Consider the following 22,611-nt stretch of genomic DNA (forward strand, 5'->3'; position numbering starts at 1 on the left):
ATGAAATGCGACTTTCTAAATGGACAACGATTGTTCGTGAATACAATGGTGTTAGTATATAAGTATGGACACAGAAAGTTGAACATAGGATTGTCAACAGTTTTCTAGACAACTTTTTTAAGGGTAATCATTCTATACTTCACCGGTGTCAAATATCCCAGTGAAGAATGAATCCTGTGGTTGTTGAACCAATTTACATAATCAGCCAATTCAATCTGAAGATGGTATAAGCTGCTAAAGGTCTGGTTCCTACTATTAATTATCTAATATGACGTTTTCTGTGAAGGAGAAATTTATTAATAATATCGCTTAAAAAAATGTCAAATAATGCGATTGAAAATAGTAAAATTAATATTGGATAAACATTAAATAAGTAATATTGTATAGACAGAAAAAGTAATTATAAAACATACTCAATAAATTAGTAAGCTCAAAGTTATATATTAATATGAAATTTAATCAAGGCAGTAATCATGAATAAATATAAGAAGAACATCAAGTTATTTACGCTATATTCGCTGTTTACTGAAACCTCTTTGTTGGAACAACACAGGTCTTGTTTTTAACATTGAAAGGATTTTCTTTTACGTAGATTAGATTAATCACTACTATCACAGATTTTGTCTCATTGATACTTGAGATACCAATTGAAAAACTTGCAAATAAAATTGGTTATAAAAAGTGCATTTACAGTGGTTTAGCATTTACAGTTTTAGGTTATGAGACAATAATGGTGGCAAAAAATTTTACATTTATAATTTTATATATATTTTGATTGCTTTAGGAATTTCCGTAATATCTGGTGCTGATAGTTCTTACTATATGAATCATTGAACAAATTAGGAAAGGCTGACCAAATTAAATAACATATACTATGAAGTAGGTCAATCTTTATGGAGCCATTGGTTCCGGATATCTTTTTGAGATCACATTTATGTAAAAAATATCCAGACGGGGAGTCTGAGGTGCCAGTAACCAGTGGAGATAACACAATAGCGCAACAGAGCTATTTCTTGTTTCTTGCAAAAGCGATTATAGAGGCACACAATGGAACCATCTCCGTAAATAGGGTTCTGGGCGAGAGAAGTATTTTTACAATGTTTTTTCCAAATATTACTAAAATGTAATCAGAGATTCATGTGCGGGTAATGAAACAATGCTATTCTAACGTGGAATTAAGGCAATGAATTGTGTGAAATCAATTGTTTAGAAAGGCGTGGCAGATTATGAGTTTATTAGAAATCAGTGCTCTTTGTAAAACCTATGGTTCAGGAGAAACGGCAGTTGATGCATTAAAAAATGTGAATTTTACTGTTCCAAAAGGTGAGTTTATTGCAGTAGTGGGTGAATCGGGTTCTGGAAAAAGTACATTACTGAACATGATAGGCGCACTTGACATGCCATCGTCAGGTAAAGTGATGATAGCCGGAAAAAATATTTTTCAAATGAAGGATGAGGAACTGACCATATTTCGCCGCAGAAATATCGGATTTATCTTTCAGGCATTTAACTTAATACCGGAACTCAATGTAGAGCAGAACATTGTTTTTCCTCTATTGCTTGACTACCAGAAACCGGATCCGGAATACGTAGAAGAGATACTCTCTGTACTATCTTTAAAAGACAGACGCAGCCATTTACCGCGTCAGTTGTCCGGAGGCCAGCAGCAGCGAGTGGCAATCGGAAGAGCTCTGATTGCGCGTCCTATGTTAATTCTTGCAGATGAACCCACAGGAAATTTAGATACTCAAAATAGTGCAGAAGTAATAGCACTTTTAAAAACAGCATCGAAACGTTACCAGCAGACGATTATCATGATTACACATAACAGGGGTCTGGCCTCTGCAGCTGACCGGGTTTTAGAAGTGACGGACGGCATACTTACCGATCTGGGGAGGTATGTTCAATGAAAAGCTATCTTTCCCTGGTTTTTCAATATGCCAGAGTACACAAAAGCAAAAGTCGGCTGACAGTGATATGCATTACTGTATCAGTTATGCTGGTAACAACTATTTTTGGAATGGCAGATATGAGCTTAAGATCCCAAACAGATGAGGCAATCCGCCGCTATGGCAACTGGCATGCCATCATATCTGATCTTCCGAATAATCTTGCTGTAAAAATAGGAAAACGGCAGGATATAAATGTGGCTGGGTATCTTGGTATGGCTGCAGATACAACCTATAAGGGGAAGGAATTAATTGTGCAGAGTAGCAGCAGGGAGCTTGCTGAACAAATGAATTTAGTTGTGACAAGCGGACACTATCCGGCTTCTGCCCGGGAAGCCTTACTGGACAGACCGGCGATGGAACAATTTAACCTTTCCATTGGGGACTGGATTGAGGTTGCTTTTAGCGATGGTCAGGTACGGCAGTATCAGATAAGCGGAATGTATGGGGATTATTCCACTTTAAAAGGATCGGATGCTCACGGTCTGCAGTTATCTCCAGAGGGAATGCGTGAACTTCCGGCCAGTCAGTATAAAGAGTTTTTTTATATACAATTTAAAAATAAATTAAATATTACTGAAGCGATCTCCCAACTGAAAGCGGAATATCAATTGTCTGATAAGCAGGTTTCAACAAATGTGATGCTTCTGGGATTAATGGGACAGAGTGATAATTCTACGATGCTGTCAGTTTATTTTACCGCAGGTATTTTATTCGTCCTCGTTTTACTGGCAGGCGTTTTTATGATTGCCAGCAGCTTTAATATGAGTATATTGGAACGGACTCAGTTTTTTGGTCTGCTGCGCTGCCTGGGTGCGACAAAAAAACAAATTAAACGTTATGTCAGGCTGGAAGGTCTGCAGTATTGTTTCAGAGCGATTCCGGCCGGGGTATTAGCCGGCAGTATCATATTATGGGTAGCGATTGCCGTTCTAAATGAATTAAATTCCCAGTACCTTCCAATCATGCCGATGTTTAAAATCAGTTTACCGGGAATTCTTGCCGGTGCAAGTACCGGAATAATCGTAGTGATGATCGCTTCTAATGCACCGGCAAAACATGCGGCTAAGGTTTCGCCCCAAGAAGCAGTTACAGGCAATATCAATCAATTTAATAATTATAGTATTACAAAAGCATCAAATACAAAACTATTTCCTGTTGATATAGCGATGGGATTAAACCATGCTTTTTCAAACACTAAAAGCATGATATTGATTTCTGGGTCTTTTGCAATCAGCATTATACTCTTTTTGTGTTTTACGATCCTTGTTACCTTCATGAATCATGCATTAAGTCCTTTAAAGCCATATGCTCCTGATATGACACTGGAAGGAGACCAAAATACAGCACTGATTAATCACTCTCTGAAAGAAAGCCTTAAATCACTTCCATATGTAAAAAATGTGTATGGGAGAATGTTTTATACCAATATCCAGGCCAGCGATAAAAATGGTGCAAATACAGCTACCCTTGTTTCCTATGATGAACCGCAGTTTCAATGGGCGAAGGAGGCTCTGATTTCGGGCGATATTGATCAGGTGCAGAATGGAAACGGTGTACTGGTTGATTATGGGTATTTAGAACGATTTGGCTGGAAGATTGGAGATGTAGTTACGCTGAATATTGGAGCAATACCATATAAAGTAAAAGTTGCTGGAATTGTATCAGGAGTCCCATTTGATTCTGCGAACGGTGAATGGATTATCGTCTGTTCCGAATCTACGTTTACTTCACTAACCGGTATTTCTGATTATAAGATTATTGATATGCAGGTAACACAGGATATATCTGATCAGGTCAGACAAAGGCTTCCTGCCCATATAAAGCTTCTTGATTTGCAGCAGCACAACAATGAAGTCCGTACCGGTTATTTTGCAATGGCTGTATTTGTATATGGATTTTTACTGGTAATAGCCTTTGTCGCACTGATTAATATTGTTAATACGGTTAATGCCAGTGTGTCTGGCAGAATGAATCATTATGGAGTCATGCGCGCAGTTGGTATGTCAGGCGGGCAGTTAAAGAGGGTAGTTATGGCAGAGGCAGCTGCATATGCCATAACCGGCAGTATTACGGGAGGCATTTTAGGACTTTTTTTACATCGGTTCTTCTTTAAAATGTTAATTACAGCAAACTGGGGTCAAAATTGGCAGCCACCTTTACTCGTCTTAACTATTATAATTACTTTAGCCATATTAACAACCTTTGCGGCGGCAATTTCACCAACAAAAAAGATCGAAGAAATGGTGATTGTGAATGTAGTGAATGCATGGTAATTGCATAATAACTGTATATAAAGCGGTTAGAGTATAATTAATTACTTTACCGCTTTATTTTTTTTGTAAAATGGATTTTTAACCGTTTTCCAGACAACTTTTTAAGGGGAATCATGCGAACCTTCACCAGTGTCAATTATCTGGACCGCCTACAATTAACCAGACAGTAATATTAATGTCTTGCGCAGTCCATTTGATACCCAGCAAAATGAATTCATAAGGATATTTTTCAGCCACATGCCAACACTAAAAATGTTATATCTATAAAAGTATAAATCACATCTAATAGTGGAAATCTATTTCATTATGGTAAAACACAAAATGTGTAGATATCTTTGAAAATTCGTACCAACGAGTTTGCAAAAATGTGCCGTTCCCCTTCCCTCTTAAATATTACGGAAACGTGGTGAATTCTTAATCTGAAAGCGCATTCATATGAATGCAGAAAATGCAACCTCTGAAAATCTTCTTTCCAGACGAAATAGATTAAAGTCCAAATTTCTCAAATCAATTTACCATGGAAAGATAGCAATATTCTAAAAAATTAAGTCCTAGTAAGAATAATATTTACTAAAATCATCTCAATCACATAATAAGCATTATTTTCCAGAATAAAAAATTTATCATATAAGAGATACTTGTTAAAGAAAAGTTTAAATTATAACCATATAATATAAAAATTCAAGGTACTTTTAAAATATGAGACAGGAGAAACAATTTATATGATAATAGGAATAATTGATATACTGGTCGGACTGTTGGCTTTGCTGCTGCTGGGCTCTCCGTTTCCGTTTAATTATGACAATCCCATTGCAGCATTACTATTGGTTTGTATAGCAATCACTCTGGGAATCCATTTATTTCAACAATTTAGAAAAACCAGAAATTTAAACTTGGCAAAATACAAAATAGTTATTCTTGGAGCAGGAGTGGCAGCATTGCTTCTTGGCATTATATTTCTTGTGGCAAGAACAAGACTTGCCGGTAATTTTTTCGGTCTATCAATGATGGTACTTGGGTGTTTAATTTCAGGAGAACACCTATATAAAGATCTGAAGAATATAAAAGAGAAAAAGATGTCCAAAAAGGTACTGATTTCAGTTCAAAGCATTGTTGTTTTTGCCTGTAGTGTCGCTGGGGTGATTCTTTTAGCCAATAACTATGCGATTAACAAAGCCTTCAGCCAGAAGGCAGAAAATGTAGAGAGTACGGAACAGGTACAGACATATGATTTCGTCAATACAGAGGACCCCTTTGGGTTTAAGAATGTTTCCTACGAATATAATGGTATTTATGGCGATCATAGGAAGACAAACATGCTTGTTTCTCCTAAAAGTCTGACACCAGGGAATGTTACCTTCTCCTGGGTGCCGAAAAATGCCAAAAACCAGAGCGGTTTTGAAATATCAATTACCGAGAATGAGAAAGAGGTATATAGCAGCGGAAAAATTGATTCCTCGGAGGTACGCTTTGAACCGGATTTTCAATCGGAAAGTGGAAAATCCTATGTATGGTATTTAACTTTGTATGATGAAGCTGGAAACCCAGGGAAGACGCTGTCGGATACTTTCGGGACTTCTCTGGCAAAGGATGATTGGCAGGCTGTGTGGATTAATCCTGAATCAGACACAACTGCACCCACAAAAAAGAACCGTCATTCTGCATCATACCTAAGAAAAACATTTGAAATTACACAGGAGCAGATTGCCGGTAAGAAAATTATGCTGTATGCAACTGCTCATGGTGTGTATGATATGTGGGTGAATGGGACTCACGTGGATGACTGGTTTATGGCACCTGGATTTACACAATATACGGACATTTTACAGACGCAGTCCTATGACATTACACCATATTTAAAGGCTGGTGATAATGAAATTTTTGTACAGATTGGTGACGGATGGTATAGAGGCAGTCTTGACAAAGAACAGGTAATTAATTCGTTTGGTACGGATGCGGCATTTCTTTGTGAAGCCAGGTCTGGGAACAACGTGATTCTACAAACGGACGGGACATGGGAAGCTGCAAATGATGGATGGCTTTCTCAAAATGATTTGCATGATGGAGAGGTCTATGATGCAAATAAGAATATATCCGATTTTACGTGGCATGCGGTCACAACGCCAGATTACGGTTATGATAATCTGACAGGGAGTGATTGTCAGCCAATTACACAGCACGAAGAATTTACACCAGAAATTATCACCACACCGGCTGGAGAAACCGTGCTCGATTTCGGACAAAATTTTTCCGGATATGTGCAGCTTGATATCAATGCACAAGGGGGAGAGAAGATCACGCTTACCCATGGTGAAACCCTGGATGAAAACGGGAACTTTACAATTTCCAATTTTCAGGCTTCTCAATCACTTCCTACCTTGCAGAACGTTTTATATACTTGCAAAAAAGGAGAAAACACTTACCATCCTACAACAACCTATTTTGGATTTCGATATGTCAAAGTTGAGACCGATATACCGATTACTGCAGAAAACTTTAAAGGCGTTGCTGTTTATTCCGATATGGAGCAAACTGGATTTTTTGAAAGCGGCAATCCAAAAGTAAATCAGTTATTTCACAATACGTTATGGAGCATGAAGTCTAATTTTGTAGGTGTTATGACAGACTGCCCAACACGTGAAAAAAGCGGATATGCAGGCGATGGGCAGATTTTTGCTCCAACTGGCTTGTATCTCATGGACAGCTATCCGGTATATGATTCCTGGCTCAAAAGCTATTCCCACGTGTTTCATGAAAATGGTTCCCTGATGCAGTTTGCACCCACTAAGCTGACAAAAAGTTTATTTGATTCAAGCCATGGCTGGAGTGATGCGATTGTGATAATTCCGTATGATATGTGGAAGAATACAGGAGATTTACAGGTAGTAAAGGATAACTATGAAGCATCTAAAAGATGGGTGGACTATGCTTTAACCCGTGCTTCCTCCAAAACCCATCTGTATTACAGGAATCAATTGGATAAAAGTCTGTACCCTTATTTTGCGGATCAGGGATTCGGCTGGGGAGAATGGCTGGAGGCTGATTATAATCATACGGTCACTATGGTTACAATCTTGGCGAACAATACTCTTATGGGAGAGCCGGAGGTCGGAACAGCGTTTTTGTATCAATCCTGTAAGGAACTTTCAGAAATGGCCCAGGCACTGGGGCATACCGAAGATGCAGAGTATTATGCGAACGCAGCAGACAAAGCAAAGCAGGCATATCGGCAGGTATTTACAGAGAATGGAAAAATTACAGAAAAAAACAGGCAGAGCCGCTTCATCCGTCCAATCAGCATGGGACTTTTAGATGAAGAAGAGAGTGGGGCCGCTTCGGACCAATTGGCGGAACTTATTACAAATAATAACAACCACTTAAACACTGGTTTTCTGTCAACAGGCAGCCTGCTTCAAACCCTGTCCGATTATGGCAATACAACAAAGGCTTATGATGTACTCCTTCAAAAGACGCTTCCTTCATGGCTGTATGCAGTGGACAATGGAGCGACAACCATTTGGGAAACATGGGATGCAGTGAAAGAAGATGGAAGCGTGAGCAGTTCCATGAATCATTATTCCTTTGGTGCCGTATGCAGTTGGCTTATGGATTCATCAGCTGGCATAAGAGTTGAGGATGGAAGGATAACTATTTCCCCTAAGACCGATTCAAGACTTGGATATGTCAATGCCAGCTACGATTCAGCATACGGCACGATTAAGTCCGCATGGGCATACAAAGATGGCGCTATTTATTTTGAGTTTGAAATACCTTGTAATACCAGGGCAAGCATAGAGCTTCCCGATGGAACAAAACAAGAAGTCGGAAGCGGAGTATATTCCTATATGATAAAAGAATAGACAATCATCGGATTTAAGAGTCAGGGAGCGTTCCTGAACCCACAACAATTACGGCAGCAGAGGAATGCTGCCGTAATTGTTGTTAATCAGAGATACCCTGCATACGATCGGTGATGGTATGTTGAATGGATTTTGAAATGTCCTGGGTTCTTTTTATTCCCTTTCGCAAGGCAATATCAAGGGAGTCTCCCGCCATCAGGCTATTTATAATTGCCTCTGTAATTCCTCCGTTCGTAATCATCCTTGCAACATATTCCTCTTTATCAATCTGATTTTGAAAACAGGGCAGAACCGTTACAGCCCATGAATAAAGTTCGGAAAGGAGAGGATATTCTGATCCGATTTTTTCAATAGCCACCTGTTGCTGAATTGGGTTTTCTGTCTTTAGTATAGCCGCAGGCATACAAACACCGGCAGTAAAGATATCTAAATTGCTTTCTGTATTCGTCTTAATGTAGGTCAGATTCATGCAGCGCAGCAACGTCTTCAATTGTTCCTGTTCTGGATACATGGCTGCTACTCCTGTTTCCGATACGATAGTATCAGGACCGCTGAACATCATGCGGTATGTATGGATACCCGTTATTTGATATAGCAGTTCTGTGGATACGCCTGCCATACAAGAAACAACCAGTGCTTTCTCTGATACAGCAAGATTCCTCAATTGGGTAATATCCTGAGGCCTTAATGTGATTAAAATAATATCCGCTTTTTGAAATATTTCCTGGTTGGTTAAAAGACATGAGGTTAAGCCCTGTGCATTAAGTTTTTCATACGTGCGAGGGTTATCTCTGTATGAAATTAATAGATTCTGTTTGTTAAGTCCGCTTACGATCAATGATTGGGCAATGGCTTGTCCCAAATGACCGCATCCCACGATTCCGATTTTTAAATGATTCAGCATAGGTTAAAACTCCTTTCATCGAGTTTGCATTAAATAGGATACTATTACGTTGCTTTGGCACATTGCATCAAAATGTTCTTTCCCCATATATTCCTGCAACGACTCTTACTCCCTTGTGTTCCGCAGATATAAGATGCTCTTTTACTGTTTCTGCGTCTTGCTTGAAATTTTGTTCACCTCATAAGTGGAAGATCCAAACGGTGTCAGCTTTCATATGGTATCGTTTATAAAACTTTTTTTAATGGTTTATAATCTTTGTATACTACTGTAAAGCAAGAAAAAAGTCAATGACTACAAAACTATCATGTTTAATTCATTAACTACTATTTTTGCAGATCAAGCCGCTTTATCTCTAAAACTGGCCGTCCTTATACTTTCAATTTCTACGAAGCAAAAATTAAACCGTTGAATCACTTCCCTCTTTTTTTATGGATTTAGGTGTTAAAGTATGGTATGTTAGTTTTAGACGCTATAATTTGTCTGTAGGAAAGAAACGTTTAAAGAATACAGTTTTCCGCATGGGTGACAAAACAGAGCTATAGCCAATGGAATGGAGCTATCAGCCCGAACACCTGCAATGCCTTGCTATTTCCCGGAAAGGAGAATTTGATGAATAAGAACCGGCAATTTGATAAGCAGATGAAACGGATAAAAAAAGAAGAGGAGAATTTACTCAAAAAGAAAGAAAATTCTTTTTACAAAGCGGCCATAGGGCCTGTTGCGGATAAAATGGAACGTTTTATTCCGGGCAAGCTGAAAGCGGCTTTGGAGACAGCTTTTTATAAGGGCTTCCGGTTAGTTTTTGAAAAAGGAAATTTTTATATAGAAAAAACGTATGATAAAGATAAAATACAGCTGGAATACGATTTAAACAACTATGCTTTAGGCAAAAGAACCGAAAGAAAATATATGAAACGTCTGGACCGGTATTCCATGCAGTCTCAGAGGATCAATTCGTCCATCTCCGTAATAGAGGGCGGTGTCCTTGGTGCCTTGGGGATCGGTCTGCCTGACATCCCGTTGTTTCTGTCCTTAGTGCTGAAATCTGTCTATGAAATTGCATTAAGCTATGGATACAATTACGAAACACAGGAAGAAAAGGCATATATTCTGTTATTGATCCGTACGGCCATGACGAAACAGGAGAAGCAAAAGGAATTTAACCAAAAATTGGAAGAATTGGGAGCGTGCATAGATTCCGGCATTGTTTCGGAAATTGATCTGGAGGAATCCATAAAAACAACTTCCTCTATTTTCTCGGAGGCCTTGCTGACCGCAAAATTCATTCAGGGAATTCCAGTGGTAGGAGCGGTGGGCGGCATCGTAAATTATAATATAATCCGGAAAATAAGCAGATTTGCAGGTGTGAAGTACAAAAAAAGGTATTACATGAAGGAGCAATCATGGAATTAAAAAGAATTCGCTGCTTTATGGAGGTAGCAAGGCTTAAAAGCTTTTCCAAGGCAGCTAAAGTTTTGTATTTATCGCAGACTGCGGTAAGCCAGCAGATCGCCGCATTAGAAGATATGATGAGTGTCAGGCTATTTGACCGGGATAAAAAGGAAGTGAAATTGACGATTGCGGGTGAAATCTTTCTTTCCGAAGCGAAACGGCTGGTAAGGTTATATGATAATGCAATTTTAAAAACCCAAGCCTACGCACAAGGGATTGACGGCGTAATCAAACTTGGTTTTTTTAGTATGTTGGACCGGGATGTAATGAGCAAGGTAATTGCTGATTTTCATAGAAAATACCCAATGACACAGATCAGTATTGTTCAATGCAACTATACAGATATGAAAAACAATATCCTGAATAATACCATTGATTTGGGATTTTGCTTTCATTTGGATTCTGTTGAATTAAGCCAATTAAAAGTTTATGAACAAATGCCTAAATTGTGTGTGAATATAAACCATCCACTTGCTTCAAAGTCATTTATAACCTCAGACGATATAAACGGCGAAACCATTATTTCTTATTATAAGAATGCGGAACAGCAGGAGGTGTATGAAAGTCACCATGATGAAAGGAATCCGGGAATGGAATTTAACAGCTCTTTTCTGTTGGAAAATATGGACGATGCGGTAATGCTGGTAAGCGCTAACTTAGGGATTTCCTTCCTGCCGGAAATAGAAAATTTTGTTAATCCCAATAAAATAGTTTTTATTGATCAAACAATAGAAAAAGTTCCCTTTGAAGTAAAGGCATATTGGAAAAAGAATACCAACAATCCCTCCTTATTAAAGCTGATTGATATTATAAAAGAGGAACTCAAAAGTTGGATATAGATTCCTGACACCCAAAGTAAAATAAATGCTATGGGTGTTATTGCATTTTGTTGTTACATAATTGGTTTTAATTATTGGACAAGGTGCCGATGATATTGTTAAAATATAAACGAAGTGTGGAGAGGTTATCTATAACAAAAGCAAAAGACTGTGTGCAATTGGTTGATTTTTAATCCAGCCTGCCTTCCATTTTGTTTTTTTAACAGGAATAATGGAGAAATGGATCTATGGCAGATGCTTTCGTTTCTGCGTTAGCCTTGGTTACTCAGGGCCATTGTAAAAAAGCTTAAAAATGAATGGTTTAGGAACGAGAAGGAGATATTATGAAAACTGATTATAAACATGTATTAAAACCCATTCAGATAGGACCGATGAAATTAAAAAACAGAGTTTCATTTTCACCTGTATGGCCCAGCTTTGCGACTGCAGACGGGCATGTAAATCAGGCACTCATTGAATGGGTCAGAGGGATTGTGTCTGGTGGTTGTGCCTGCATCAATATTGGCTGTGGTACGGTAAACAGAGACTTACCAGCATATATTACCCATTTGCTGAGGCTTGGGGAAGAATCTGTGGTGAATGAGTTATCTATGTTATGTGATATGACACATATGTATAACTGTAAAATAGGAATGGAATTATTTGCAATCAGCTTAGAAGCAGGCGGTTTTGAAAATCGTGACAAACATGCAGCAAAGCCAGTTGTTGAAATCGACCCTACGGATCTCACGAAACAGCAAATCAAAGATTATATTGAAGATTTTGCCAATGCCGCGGAAAGAGCCATGCGCTGCGGATTTGACAGCTTAGTGATTCATGGTGCACATGGACAATTACCAGGTTGTTTTCTATCAAAGCTGATCAATGAAAGAACCGATGAATACGGAACACAGTCTATGGAAAACAGGACCCGTTTTACCAATGAATTATTGGAGGCGATTCGGGCAAAAATTGGAAATAGGATGGCGATTGAGTACCGAATCAATGCAAATGATATGATAGAAGGTTCTCCAACGTTAGAAGAGGTTATTGAATTTGCACAATCTATTTCTGATAAAATTGATCTGCTTCATGTTTCAAGAGGTATGCACTCCATTCAAAGTCTTGCACCATATATCAATCAGCCGATTTATTTTGATCATGGAATCAATCTTGAAGATGCAGCAAAAATCAAAGCAGCAGTTAATATTCCGGTAACAGTAGTCGGCTCCGTTACGTTAGAACAAGCGGAAGAAGCGATCCGGGCGGGGAAAATTGATATGGTCTCCATGGCCAGGGGGCTTATGGCTGATCCCAATCTGGTGAAAAATGCAGCACATGGAGAGCCTGAGAAGACACGGCCATGTATTCGTTGTAACCAATGCATTCATAAAACCCATTATCAGCTGGCTCCGGTGCGGTGTACGGTAAATGCGAAAATGGGGATGGAAACCTTGTATCAGCCGGTGAAAGAACCTGAAAAACAAAAAAAGGTGGCAATTATCGGCGGTGGTGCAGCAGGTCTGGAAGCGGCAAGAACAGCAGCATCCCGTGGACATCAGGTAGTCCTATACGAAAAAAGTGATTGCCTGGGAGGTGTCTTAAATATGGCAGGCGCAGCGGAATTTAAAAAAGATATAAAAAACTACTGTGAATGGTCGATCCGTGCCGTAAAGTCCATGGACGGGATTGAAATCAAATTGGGAGTTGAGGCAACACCTGAAATGATAGAAGCAGAAAACTATGACACCGTTTTGGTATCCATAGGAGCAGCACCGGTTATTCCTCCATTTGTTCATGAGGACGAACGCTGTTTTTGGGTGGGCGATGTAGAAAACGGTATAGCCAAAACGGGCCAGGAAGTTTTGATAATTGGTGCAGGGCTGACCGGATGTGAAGCAGCTCTTGCGCAAAGCAGACAAGGAAAATCCGTTACCCTGGTCGACATGATTCCAACAGACCGGTTCGGTTCGGGAGGAGCAACCTTTAATCAGATTGCCATCATTAACATGTTAAAAGAGTCAGGCGTAACAATGCTTGGTGGGCTGAAAATGTTAAAGACCGATGAGAACGGCGCCGTATTTGAGAATGAAACAGGTGAAATCGTGAACATCGCTTGTGATAGTATGGTGGTTTCATTTGGCGTCCGGTCAAATGACGAATTGGTTGAAGCATATCAGGAGACTGCGGTTGATGTGGTTGCGATCGGCGATTGCAATACCAGACAGGGAACATTATATCATGCCGTTCATTCAGGGCATGAAGCAGGGTATCTGATATAGTTAAGGAAATAAAAAAATGGAAAGGTGAAAGAAAATGGGAAAATTATTATTAACAGGTGTTGATGGGAACTTAGGAGGTCAGGCAGCAAAATTCTTGCTGGAGATCGCAGACAAGGATCAGTTGATTTTATGCGGTTATAACCAGGCCGCATTGAAAGAGTATGAAGATATGGGGGTAGAAACAAGAGTAACTAATTTTAATGTGGCAGAAGGTCTTGCCAAGGCATTTGAAGGTGCGGATAAGTTAGCATTAATTTCTATGCCCTTTGTAGGTAAAAAGAGACAGGCTGCTCATAAAAATGTAGTGGATGCCGCAAAACAAGCAGGAGTAAAACAGATTATTTATACTTCCCTTGTAAATGCAGCGGATGAAACCAACCCAAGCATTGAAAAGATTGATCACGCTTATACGGAAAAATATATTGAAGAACAGGGGCTTGATTACATTTTCCTGCGTAATTCGCAATATGCAGAAGCAATGATAACAAATTATTTTACTTTTGTAAAAATGGATGGAGTGATGAAGAACAGCCAGGGAGATGGTAAAATGGCTTATATCTCCCGGAAGGACTGTGCAATGGCAGTTGCGTATGCACTTGCATCAACAAACTACCATCATGCTGTTTTAAATATCAATGGACCGGAACTTATGACCATATCAGAATTTATTTCCATCGGAAATGAAGTGACCGGAAATAATGTCCGTTATGAAGAAGTGACCGATGAAGAAAATTATGCTATTTTTGATGCAATGGGTGTTCCAAGAACAACAGACGGGGAGTTTAAAAAAGGCTCAGAAGCTCCATTTTCATCAGAAGGTATGGTTACGTTTGCGCAGGCAATCAGACTCAATAAAATGGCAGAATTTACGGATGACTTTTATAAACTAACCGGAAAGAAGCCAAGAACGGTAAGATATATGTTTGAGCATTTGGATGACTACCAAATTGGGGAACGTCATTCTCTGGATGATTAATTGGAAAATCCTTAATTGGAAATTCAGCAACCCCGGTTCCAAGCTGTAATGCCTGGAATCGGAGCTGCTGTTTTTTTGATTCGGAATATAGGAGAAGCTGCATGTGAAATTTATTTTCGCCCCTTTAATTACTGGCAACTCCCAGTACCTTCCATTCCAAAATTCCTGTGGATGCTCCATTTGAAACCATCTGAATCCGAAGAGACTTGGTCGTTACCGGTTTAAAGGTTGTAGTATTATACTGATTAATATTGGTTTTCAGACCGGAAGCATTTTTCACATTCTCCCATTTACTGCCATTCCAATATTGAATTTTATAGGAGGAAGGGACATCAATACCCTGATCATCCTTAAACCAGTATATGTCACACTGGGATATGGTATAATTTTGGGTAAAATCATATTGTACCCATTGGGTGCCGGTTTCCGGCCAGTTACCATATACACGATGCGTTCTGTCATTGGAACTTATCGGATCAAAGCCATCATTTAAGGCATCAATGCTTTCCCAGCTGGAGCAGTAGGAGGTGCTTGCGGTTGCTTCCAAAGCGATATTTTTTGTTTCAGGGGGATTATCTCCACTTGTGGAAACCTGGATTTTATAAGGATATCTGGAACCCGTTGCATCCAAATCAAAGGAGGTTAAATCAAGCATTGTATCCGGAGTAGCACAGACCACCAGATAAGCCTTCTCGTCCTCTTTTTGAAGTTTCATGCTGTTTCGGCCATTATTCCATGTGGATGAATATCTGGTATCCCCGTTCTTTGTTTTGGTTACAATGCTTACACGATAATCGGCGCCTGAAACAGAGCTTGTCCCCTGAAAATCTACCGTAATCTGCTCACTGTTCCGATTGATATCGAGGGGAATAATATTGTAACCTCCCTGCATGGGAGCTTTTGCCTCCGGAACTTTAAGCCATCCATCCCCAGTGCTCGTCAGAGTGGTATAAATCTTATCATAATTAGAGGAATCCTGTAAAAGTTCATTTAAATAGTTCAAATAGCTGGATTGTCTTTTAAAATCCATTGTTACCATTCTTCTGGCGTAACCACCCAGCATATCCTTTGTTGAAGTACCGGATAACCTGGAAAGTTTGTCAAACATAGTATCATTGCCGGTATCACGGAACATCTTTCTCATTAAATCCAGACCTAATCCTTTCATATGATCAGGGTTTTCCGTTATGTAGAGTAAAAATGGCCATGCGTCATAATAGTTTTTCATATGCGGAAAATAATACTCGGAGTTTAGTACGATTGGCTGAAAGAAATCTGAAGTCGGTCCATAAACCGTAGTTCCATATTTGTAATAGGTACTTCCTAAATACTGATCCCGAAACCAGTTTGCAGTAGTTTCATACCATGGATTTGATACGATACCACGTTGATGCATGGTAATCGCATGTGCGTATTCATGAGGAATTACCCAGCTTGGCGGATCAACACGCATTGCACCAGGCTCTACAGCCATATATGCAAATCCGTCACGGTCACTGGACATGTATGCCCAGTCACTCGCTATTTTTGATAAACCTGTTTTATTTATGTACAGATTGGTTTTGTAATGCGTTTTGGAATCAATGGGGCTGTTTACAGAAACACTAGTATCATAGAATCCTAATTCATTGACATAAAAATCTCTGATTGTCTCTAAATTTTCCAGATTCCCCTTTACGAACTCACGAGTAACGGTTCCTGTTTCATCCTGTTTTCCCCAGATAATTTGGAAATGCTCGGATGAAAGTCTGTTTACAGAAGTATCATTCATGTCATAAAAGGCATCTCTTGCTATGTAGGTATCAGATGAACTGGCATTTTGGGTCTCTGCCTTTACACTGCTTGTACTGCCTAGCATAGCGACTGTTAAAATGACTCCTGCAAATAATCGAAACGGGTTTTTTGGTCTCATTCATTTTCCTCCTCATTTTTGATTGGTGATTAGTTAAGCAGATTTATTTGAAATGATGGGATTAATACGTGGTATTAAAAATATAAAGTGATTAACTAATCTGGTTACATTATATTATAATTAAACACAGGAAAGGGGGATGATGTAATAATTAGCGGTTTGTATGTAATTTTTTGCCTAATAAGCATATAAGCAACTGAAATCATGAACGAAGGGGAATATAAAGGAAAATGATTTAAAATGAGTTAATTTGGAACAGCGGATAGAATTAGGATAGAATGAAAGCCTCTCCGTCTTGTTTCTGGCGGAGAGGACAATATGTGATTTATTTTCTTATATAACTATGTAGTGATTCCCTTTTCTTTTACGGGCATAACTCCCATTCGCCTATCCATTTTTCTCTGGAATAGTTATATTGACGTCTATAAACCTTTCCATTTACAGATTTATAGCGCCAACCAATGATAGGAGCGTAAAGATGTGCGTCGCTTGAATCGGTGATAGATGAAGTGAGTTCAACGGAAACGCTTTTTTCCTGTACTGTCTGAGCGGATGTATTTACAGGAAATGGTAATACACATAGTGTTAAGATTGCCATTGATAAATAAATTTTTCTGTTTTTAAGTTTCATGAATCGGTACCTCCTTGGAATTGTTATATATTGGTAATTTAGAAAATAAATCACTGATTTCAGTAACACTACCAAAATATTGGTTATTAACGTAAAGGTCATAACCTTTTTTGGGATTGCGTATTAAATAAGAGTTTTCGGGTGTTATTTGCACCGTCTGCTGCTGGACATCGGTTTTCACTGAATATGGTTCAATAACAATAAATGAAGCTGAAATTAAAAACAAAGAAATAATTGTAAGCAGAATAGAACAAGTAATGTTTGATTTTCTGGTGCTGTTATTTAATACTACGTGAAACCTTTGAAAAAGAACAGAAGCGGCTCTGCTGTCAAAGGATAACGAAAAGTTATTTATATTGGCAGGAGTCATTCCCTTGGCAATTTTCAAAAGACACTCAAGGTATTCTAATTTTTGTGCCTCATGGAACGACTTCGTGACAACTTCATCCGCTCTTAGTTCCATGATTTTATCAATTTCCGGTCTCAGAATGTAAATCAATGGATTCCACCAGTACAGAATACTTACAAATTCTATAAGCAGTTTAATCCATAAATCGTAATGATAATAATGTGTGGTTTCATGCAGCAATATGTAGTAAAGTTCTCGGTCTGATAAATCAAGATCAGGCAATAAGATTGTTGGCTTAAAAAGTCCAAATAGCAAGGGGACAGGAACAAGGTTCGTTTTTATGATGGTAATTTGTTTTGGCTTTTTGTGTGTACAATTTATTTTTTCCAGGATCTTTTTTTCAAAATCGTCAGGAACAAAGGATTCTTGTTCAATTCTATTTTTGAATCTGGTATAACAATACATGATTCTGCCGCTTAAGAAAATAATCCCCAACAACCAAATGAACAAACAAACGTGATAAATACAAAGCCGAAAGGAAAAAACATTGGCAATAGGAGTGTATAGGAAAGAAAAAAGCGTGGGCAGAAAATACTTGTCTCCGATTGTTCTTTGAAATTGGAATTCAAAGGGAATCACCAGTCGGACTAATACCAATATAATTCCGGTCAAAAGAATACTGATTCTTATTTGAACAATCATTTTATGGCTTTTCAAAAATAGCCATAAAAATAAAATTGCTATATTGAATATCATTAATATAGTAATGAAAGAAGCAGGTGAAATGACCATATGATTATTCCTTTGATTTTAGTGATTTTTTTCTTTCTTCAAGCAATGCTTCTAATTCTTCAATGATTTTCTCTTCATTTTTTTCATGCTTTAACAGGGTTGCCACTAAATTGGGAATCGGTAACGTCTCTTCATTTTCATGTACCTGGTCAACAAATTGTTGGACCATTAAATCCTTTTCTGATAAGACAGGTGTATAACTACGAGTCAAAACAGTACCGCTATATACAATATCAGCCACCTTGATAATGTTCTTTGACAACAGCTTTCTGATAACAGCCTGAACGGTGTTGTTATTTAGGGATTCATCCATTTGGGTAATCTCGGATGCGATTAAGGGCTTTGGACTTTTCCATAATATTTTCATTACTTGCATCTCTTTATCAGTCAGTGAAAATGTTTTTCTGGTTTTAGGCATTTGGAAATCTCTCCTTACGGTAACGTTATTTATAGATTAATATTATAATATTTTTTACACTATGTCAATTCATTAATTCGTTGAAACTGATACTTAAATAATAGTTACTTGATAACAGTATGGTACAAAATATGATATATTATTATAAATATCATGTATATAAAAAAATAAAGTATGCGGTTAAAAGGAAAGCCGTTATTTTCTTTTTACCTTCATTCAATCATTGATTCCAATAATTTTGAATCAGGTTTATCATATATTCCGTAGGTCTGGAGAGGTAGTGGCCTTTGTGGTAAGTGATTGCCATTTCCCACTTCGGAGCCTCAGGCAAGAGGAAATAGGCCACTTCCTCCTGTTCCAGTGCATAAGTTTCCGGAATCAGGGTGCAGCCCATATTTGTTTTTGCCATGGTGTAAAGTGTGCGGTTGCTGGAAGTTTCAAACAGGACTCTGGGGGTAAACCCAGCCTTTTGAAACAGTGGGTCTATGACATTGCGCAACGTAGAATCCTTAAACATCAAAACAAAGGTATCATTTTGAAATAGGGAAAGATCAATGGTTGCATACGGTTTATAGGGCGGATTTGCATGCGCGGCCAGGGGGTGTGATCTGGGGATACCCAGTAGGATATTTTCATATTTCACGTGGTGAAATGTAATGCTGGGAGTCTTATCAATGTCTGTTAAAGTGGAAAAACCCAGATCCAGATTGTCTTTTGCTAACATGGTTAGTTGCTTTTTTACATGAATCTCTGACGGTTCGATGGTGACTCCGGGGAATGCTTTGTGAAATTCGGGGTAGATGTTAAGAAGCATGGTGGTACCTCGTTCCGGTGTCAGACCGATCCTCAGGGTCCCTGCATTGTTGTTTGCGATGTCATAAATCTTATTATAAGTTTCTTTTTTCAATTGAATGATTTTTCTTCCGCTTTCTACATAAATCTTACCGGCTTCTGTTAATTGTATATCGTGTTTGCTGCGGTGAAACAGCGGCAGTCCCAATTCCTTTTCCAGTTTTAATAGTTGCTGATTCAGACCTGATTGTGATATGTATAGCTGCTCCGCAGCTCTGGTAATGCTGTGCTCATCGGCGATTTTGATGATATATTCAATTTGACGAAGATCCAAGACAGTTCCCTTCTTCCAAGAATAAGTTTTACTTAGTGATATTAGAAATATAAGTAATTCGACATATTTATATATATTTTGTACAATAAAATCACAATAAAAGCAATAGAAATATTTAAATTGCTTAAAATATAAAAATTGGAGGTAGGAGAGATGCCAGTAATTACTAAAATGGAAGTTTATCCAGTGGCAGGAAGAGATTGTATGGAATTAAATTTGAGTGGGGCCCATGCACCATATTTTACGAGAAACGTGGTTGTTTTATATGCGGACAATGGTGAGATGGGCGTTGGTGAAGTTCCGGGAGGAGAAAAGATCACAAAGGCTTTACAGGAATGTATCCCACTTGTGGAAGGAACCCGGGTTGCTGAATACAAAAATACTCTTTTAAAGGTGAAAAAGTTTTTGGATTCCAAAGGAGAGGATGACGTCAGAGGAAATCAGACCTTTGACCTGCGTACCGGGGTCCATGCTCTTACTGCTATTGAAGCACCTTGCCTGGATCTGTTGGGAAAATACTTAAATGTTCCGGTTTGTGAACTGCTGGGGGATGGAAAGCAAAGGGCTCAGGTACGGATGCTTGGCTATCTGTTTTTTGTGGGGAATCCGGATAAGACCGGCCTTCCCTATGAGCGGGAAAAGGATTCCGAGTGCGAGTGGTACCGGTTACGCCATGAGGAGGCTTTGACTGCAGATAAGATTGTATCAATGGCCAAGGCAGTCCGTCAAAAATACGGATTCCGTGATTTTAAATTAAAGGGCGGGGTTTTAGAAGGAAAGAAAGAAATGGATGTGATCCGTGCCTTGAAAAAGGAATTTCCGGATGCACGGATTGATCTGGACCCCAATGGGTGCTGGAAGCTTAAGGAGGCAGTGGAGTATGTTAAGGGAATGGAGGGAATCCTCACTTATTGCGAAGATCCCTGCGGAGCGGAAGGAGTGTATTCCGGCCGTGAGATCATGAGTGAGTTCCGCAGGAGAACCGGTTTTCCCGTTGCGACCAATATGATCGCAACAGACTGGAGAGAGGTGGGGCATGCCCTGGAGCTTCAGGCGGTTGATATTATTCTGGCAGACCCTCACTTCTGGACGATGAACGGGTCCGTCAGGGTGGCACAGATGTGCCATGATTTTGGCTACACCTGGGGCTCTCATTCCAACAATCATTTTGATATTTCTCTTGCGATGTGTGTGCAGGTGGGGGCTGCAGTACCGGGGGAGTACAATGCGCTGGATACACACTGGATCTGGCAGGAGGGAATGGAACGCCTGACCAAAGAGCCGTTGCAGATCAAAGACGGATGCGTAGAAGTACCTTCAAAGCCAGGACTTGGAATTGAACCCGATCTGGACCAGATCCGGCAGGCCCATGAACTCTATAAGCGCTGCTGTTTGGGCGGACGTGATGATTCTGTGGGGATGCAGCACCTCATACATGGCTGGAAGTTTGATGCAAAAAAACCCTGTTTGATACGATAACGGGGCTGTGAAGATGACTGGTTCATGAGGAGGAGGGGCTATGAGCTATACTGCAGTTGTTGGGTTTGTAGTTATGGTGTTAATTACAACGTTGTTATTAAAAAAGAAGGTCAGTCCGTTGTTTGCGTTTACGGTAATTCCGATTGCGGCTGCATTTCTGATTGGAGCCAGCGTAGCGGAGGTCAGCAGTTACGTGGAAAAGGGACTTGAGAAAACCAGAGATATTTTATTTGTCGTTTTCTTTTCTCTGCCATACTTTTCAGTTATGTCAGATGCGGGGCTTTTTAACCGGATTGTGGAAATTCTGCTGAAGAAAATGAAAGTCAGTGTGGGAGTCATTTGTGTCATCACGGTGCTGGTGGCCCTGATTGCGGAAATCGACGGCAGTGTTACTGCTACCTATTTAGTTACCATACCTATGATGCTTCCGTTGTATAAAAAGCTGAAAATTGATCCCAAGGTTCTTATGTTTTTGTGCTCTGCTTCTATGTGTGCCCTGTTTGTGACACCTTGGAATTCCAGGAACTTACGTGCTTCCACCCTGCTTGGAGGAATTGATAGTCCCAATAATTATATTTTTATAAGTCTTTTGCCGCTGCTTTTTATTTATGTTGCAATGTGCGTGGGTTCGGCAGTGATTATGGCTGGAGTTCAGAAGAAAAAGGGCGCGGGATTGACCGTGGAAGGACCCCAGCAGGAAATTAAGATGGAATATTCTGAGCTGGCACGTCCAAAGTTATTTTGGTTTAATTTGCTGCTGACCATTGGGATTATTTTGGCTCTCGCCTTTGTCCCCTGTGACGATTACATCACATTTGCGATTGGTTTGGTAATCGCACTGACCGTAAACTATCCGGATTTAAAGCTGCAGGATGAGCTGCTTAAAAAATATGGCAGGCAGATGTATTCGGTAGGCTGTGCGGTGTTCTTATCTGGTGTTGTAGTAGGTGTTTTGTCAGAAAGCGGAATGATGGATGCAATGGTAAATTTCCTGGTAAATATCATTCCGTCCAGTCTTGGCCCGTGGCTGTATCTGATCGTTGCTGTCCTAAGTATGCCGATGATGTTAGTATTTACCAACGATATATGGCAATATGCCTTTGTTCCGGTCGTAGCAGGAATCAGTGGAAAGTACGGAATTCCCAACCAGGTCGTAGTGCTCACCCTTTTGATGAATATGGGGGCAATGGTTTCTCCGGTGGCGCAGCCCCAGATTTATCTGGCCTGTGACCTTGCAAAAGAGAAGCTGGCGGATTATGTAAAATTTTCATTCAAACCGCTTTGGATTCTTAACATTATGTGGCTGACTGCAGGATATATTCTGGGGATTTTCAGATAGACAACCAATTAACATACGAACGCCCCAATCCGGGATAAAAGTATGATG

General features: G+C 39.4%; 15 protein-coding genes and 2 pseudogenes. 10 read left to right on the forward strand and 7 right to left on the reverse strand.

From position 1 onward, the window contains the following. Positions 1–104 precede the first annotated feature (104 nt). Positions 105–239: pseudogene (locus VIG27_RS05725) on the reverse strand (IS3 family transposase); the annotation flags it as partial. Between the two features lie 987 nt (positions 240–1,226). Here VIG27_RS05725 and VIG27_RS05730 point away from each other — a divergent pair. The 3 genes from VIG27_RS05730 (at position 1,227) to VIG27_RS05740 (ending at position 8,085) form a co-directional block, all read left to right on the forward strand. Beyond that, positions 1,227–1,910, forward strand: coding sequence for an ABC transporter ATP-binding protein (locus tag VIG27_RS05730; protein ID WP_394525919.1), 684 nt, complete (start codon positions 1,227–1,229; stop codon positions 1,908–1,910). Beyond that, on the forward strand, positions 1,907–4,225 hold the full coding sequence (locus tag VIG27_RS05735) for an FtsX-like permease family protein (RefSeq protein ID WP_394525922.1): 2,319 nt from the start codon (positions 1,907–1,909) through the stop codon (positions 4,223–4,225). The genes VIG27_RS05730 and VIG27_RS05735 overlap by 4 nt, the downstream gene beginning before the upstream one ends. Before the next feature lie 722 nt (positions 4,226–4,947). Continuing rightward, positions 4,948–8,085: a family 78 glycoside hydrolase catalytic domain gene (locus VIG27_RS05740; protein ID WP_394525925.1), complete on the forward strand. Its 3,138-nt coding sequence runs from the start codon at positions 4,948–4,950 to the stop codon at positions 8,083–8,085. A gap of 82 nt (positions 8,086–8,167) precedes the next feature. On the opposite strand, the gene VIG27_RS05745 is transcribed toward VIG27_RS05740, so the two are convergent. After that, complete coding sequence (locus tag VIG27_RS05745) at positions 8,168–8,989, reverse strand: pyrroline-5-carboxylate reductase family protein (RefSeq protein ID WP_394525927.1); 822 nt, start codon at positions 8,987–8,989, stop codon at positions 8,168–8,170. Between the two features lie 609 nt (positions 8,990–9,598). Between VIG27_RS05745 and VIG27_RS05750 the strand changes: the two genes are divergently transcribed. The 5 genes and pseudogenes from VIG27_RS05750 (at position 9,599) to VIG27_RS05770 (ending at position 14,517) form a co-directional block, all read left to right on the forward strand. Beyond that, entirely contained in the window at positions 9,599–10,402 is an 804-nt protein-coding gene (locus VIG27_RS05750) for an EcsC family protein (protein ID WP_394525929.1), read from the forward strand. A gap of 17 nt (positions 10,403–10,419) precedes the next feature. Next, positions 10,420–10,518: pseudogene (locus VIG27_RS05755) on the forward strand (LysR family transcriptional regulator); the annotation flags it as partial. Between the two features lie 36 nt (positions 10,519–10,554). Further along, positions 10,555–11,280: a LysR family transcriptional regulator gene (locus tag VIG27_RS05760; RefSeq protein WP_394527420.1), complete on the forward strand. Its 726-nt coding sequence runs from the start codon at positions 10,555–10,557 to the stop codon at positions 11,278–11,280. A 323-nt stretch (positions 11,281–11,603) separates the two neighbouring features. Continuing rightward, complete coding sequence (locus VIG27_RS05765; RefSeq protein WP_394525932.1) at positions 11,604–13,541, forward strand: FAD-dependent oxidoreductase; 1,938 nt, start codon at positions 11,604–11,606, stop codon at positions 13,539–13,541. A 34-nt stretch (positions 13,542–13,575) separates the two neighbouring features. After that, positions 13,576–14,517 carry an NAD(P)H-binding protein gene (locus VIG27_RS05770; protein WP_394525934.1) on the forward strand — a complete coding sequence of 314 codons (942 nt, stop codon included), beginning with the start codon at positions 13,576–13,578 and terminating at the stop codon, positions 14,515–14,517. Between the two features lie 124 nt (positions 14,518–14,641). Here the strand turns inward: VIG27_RS05770 and VIG27_RS05775 are convergent, their stop codons facing one another. From VIG27_RS05775 to VIG27_RS05795, 5 genes are all read right to left on the reverse strand, one after another. After that, on the reverse strand, positions 14,642–16,429 hold the full coding sequence (locus VIG27_RS05775) for a DUF6055 domain-containing protein (protein ID WP_394525936.1): 1,788 nt from the start codon (positions 16,427–16,429) through the stop codon (positions 14,642–14,644). A gap of 364 nt (positions 16,430–16,793) precedes the next feature. Next, complete coding sequence (locus tag VIG27_RS05780) at positions 16,794–17,060, reverse strand: hypothetical protein (RefSeq protein WP_394525938.1); 267 nt, start codon at positions 17,058–17,060, stop codon at positions 16,794–16,796. Further along, positions 17,050–18,201: a M56 family metallopeptidase gene (locus VIG27_RS05785; RefSeq protein ID WP_394525941.1), complete on the reverse strand. Its 1,152-nt coding sequence runs from the start codon at positions 18,199–18,201 to the stop codon at positions 17,050–17,052. The genes VIG27_RS05780 and VIG27_RS05785 overlap by 11 nt, the downstream gene beginning before the upstream one ends. Before the next feature lie 4 nt (positions 18,202–18,205). Further along, positions 18,206–18,619: a BlaI/MecI/CopY family transcriptional regulator gene (locus VIG27_RS05790; RefSeq protein ID WP_394525946.1), complete on the reverse strand. Its 414-nt coding sequence runs from the start codon at positions 18,617–18,619 to the stop codon at positions 18,206–18,208. A gap of 220 nt (positions 18,620–18,839) precedes the next feature. After that, positions 18,840–19,745: a LysR substrate-binding domain-containing protein gene (locus VIG27_RS05795; protein ID WP_394525948.1), complete on the reverse strand. Its 906-nt coding sequence runs from the start codon at positions 19,743–19,745 to the stop codon at positions 18,840–18,842. 153 nt (positions 19,746–19,898) lie between these two features. Between VIG27_RS05795 and VIG27_RS05800 the strand changes: the two genes are divergently transcribed. Both VIG27_RS05800 and VIG27_RS05805 read left to right on the forward strand, forming a co-directional pair. Then, positions 19,899–21,224 (forward strand): enolase C-terminal domain-like protein, encoded by a 1,326-nt coding sequence (locus tag VIG27_RS05800; RefSeq protein WP_394525951.1) that lies wholly within the window; start codon positions 19,899–19,901, stop codon positions 21,222–21,224. A 40-nt stretch (positions 21,225–21,264) separates the two neighbouring features. Next, entirely contained in the window at positions 21,265–22,563 is a 1,299-nt protein-coding gene (locus tag VIG27_RS05805) for an SLC13 family permease (protein ID WP_394525953.1), read from the forward strand. Positions 22,564–22,611: the final 48 nt, after the last annotated feature.

It is taken from the genome of Lacrimispora sinapis, assembly GCF_043633585.1.
Lineage (GTDB): Bacteria > Bacillota > Clostridia > Lachnospirales > Lachnospiraceae > Lacrimispora > Lacrimispora sinapis.

Coding starts and splice junctions, on each gene's coding strand:
- VIG27_RS05730 (WP_394525919.1), top strand. CDS start 1,227: ATGAGTTTATTAGAAATCAGTGCTCTTTGTAAAACCTATGGTTCAGGA.
- VIG27_RS05790 (WP_394525946.1), bottom strand. CDS start 18,619: ATGCCTAAAACCAGAAAAACATTTTCACTGACTGATAAAGAGATGCAA.
- VIG27_RS05735 (WP_394525922.1), top strand. CDS start 1,907: ATGAAAAGCTATCTTTCCCTGGTTTTTCAATATGCCAGAGTACACAAA.
- VIG27_RS05745 (WP_394525927.1), bottom strand. CDS start 8,989: ATGCTGAATCATTTAAAAATCGGAATCGTGGGATGCGGTCATTTGGGA.
- VIG27_RS05775 (WP_394525936.1), bottom strand. CDS start 16,429: ATGAGACCAAAAAACCCGTTTCGATTATTTGCAGGAGTCATTTTAACA.
- VIG27_RS05780 (WP_394525938.1), bottom strand. CDS start 17,060: ATGAAACTTAAAAACAGAAAAATTTATTTATCAATGGCAATCTTAACA.
- VIG27_RS05805 (WP_394525953.1), top strand. CDS start 21,265: ATGAGCTATACTGCAGTTGTTGGGTTTGTAGTTATGGTGTTAATTACA.
- VIG27_RS05785 (WP_394525941.1), bottom strand. CDS start 18,201: ATGGTCATTTCACCTGCTTCTTTCATTACTATATTAATGATATTCAAT.
- VIG27_RS05770 (WP_394525934.1), top strand. CDS start 13,576: ATGGGAAAATTATTATTAACAGGTGTTGATGGGAACTTAGGAGGTCAG.
- VIG27_RS05740 (WP_394525925.1), top strand. CDS start 4,948: ATGATAATAGGAATAATTGATATACTGGTCGGACTGTTGGCTTTGCTG.
- VIG27_RS05800 (WP_394525951.1), top strand. CDS start 19,899: ATGCCAGTAATTACTAAAATGGAAGTTTATCCAGTGGCAGGAAGAGAT.
- VIG27_RS05750 (WP_394525929.1), top strand. CDS start 9,599: ATGAATAAGAACCGGCAATTTGATAAGCAGATGAAACGGATAAAAAAA.
- VIG27_RS05765 (WP_394525932.1), top strand. CDS start 11,604: ATGAAAACTGATTATAAACATGTATTAAAACCCATTCAGATAGGACCG.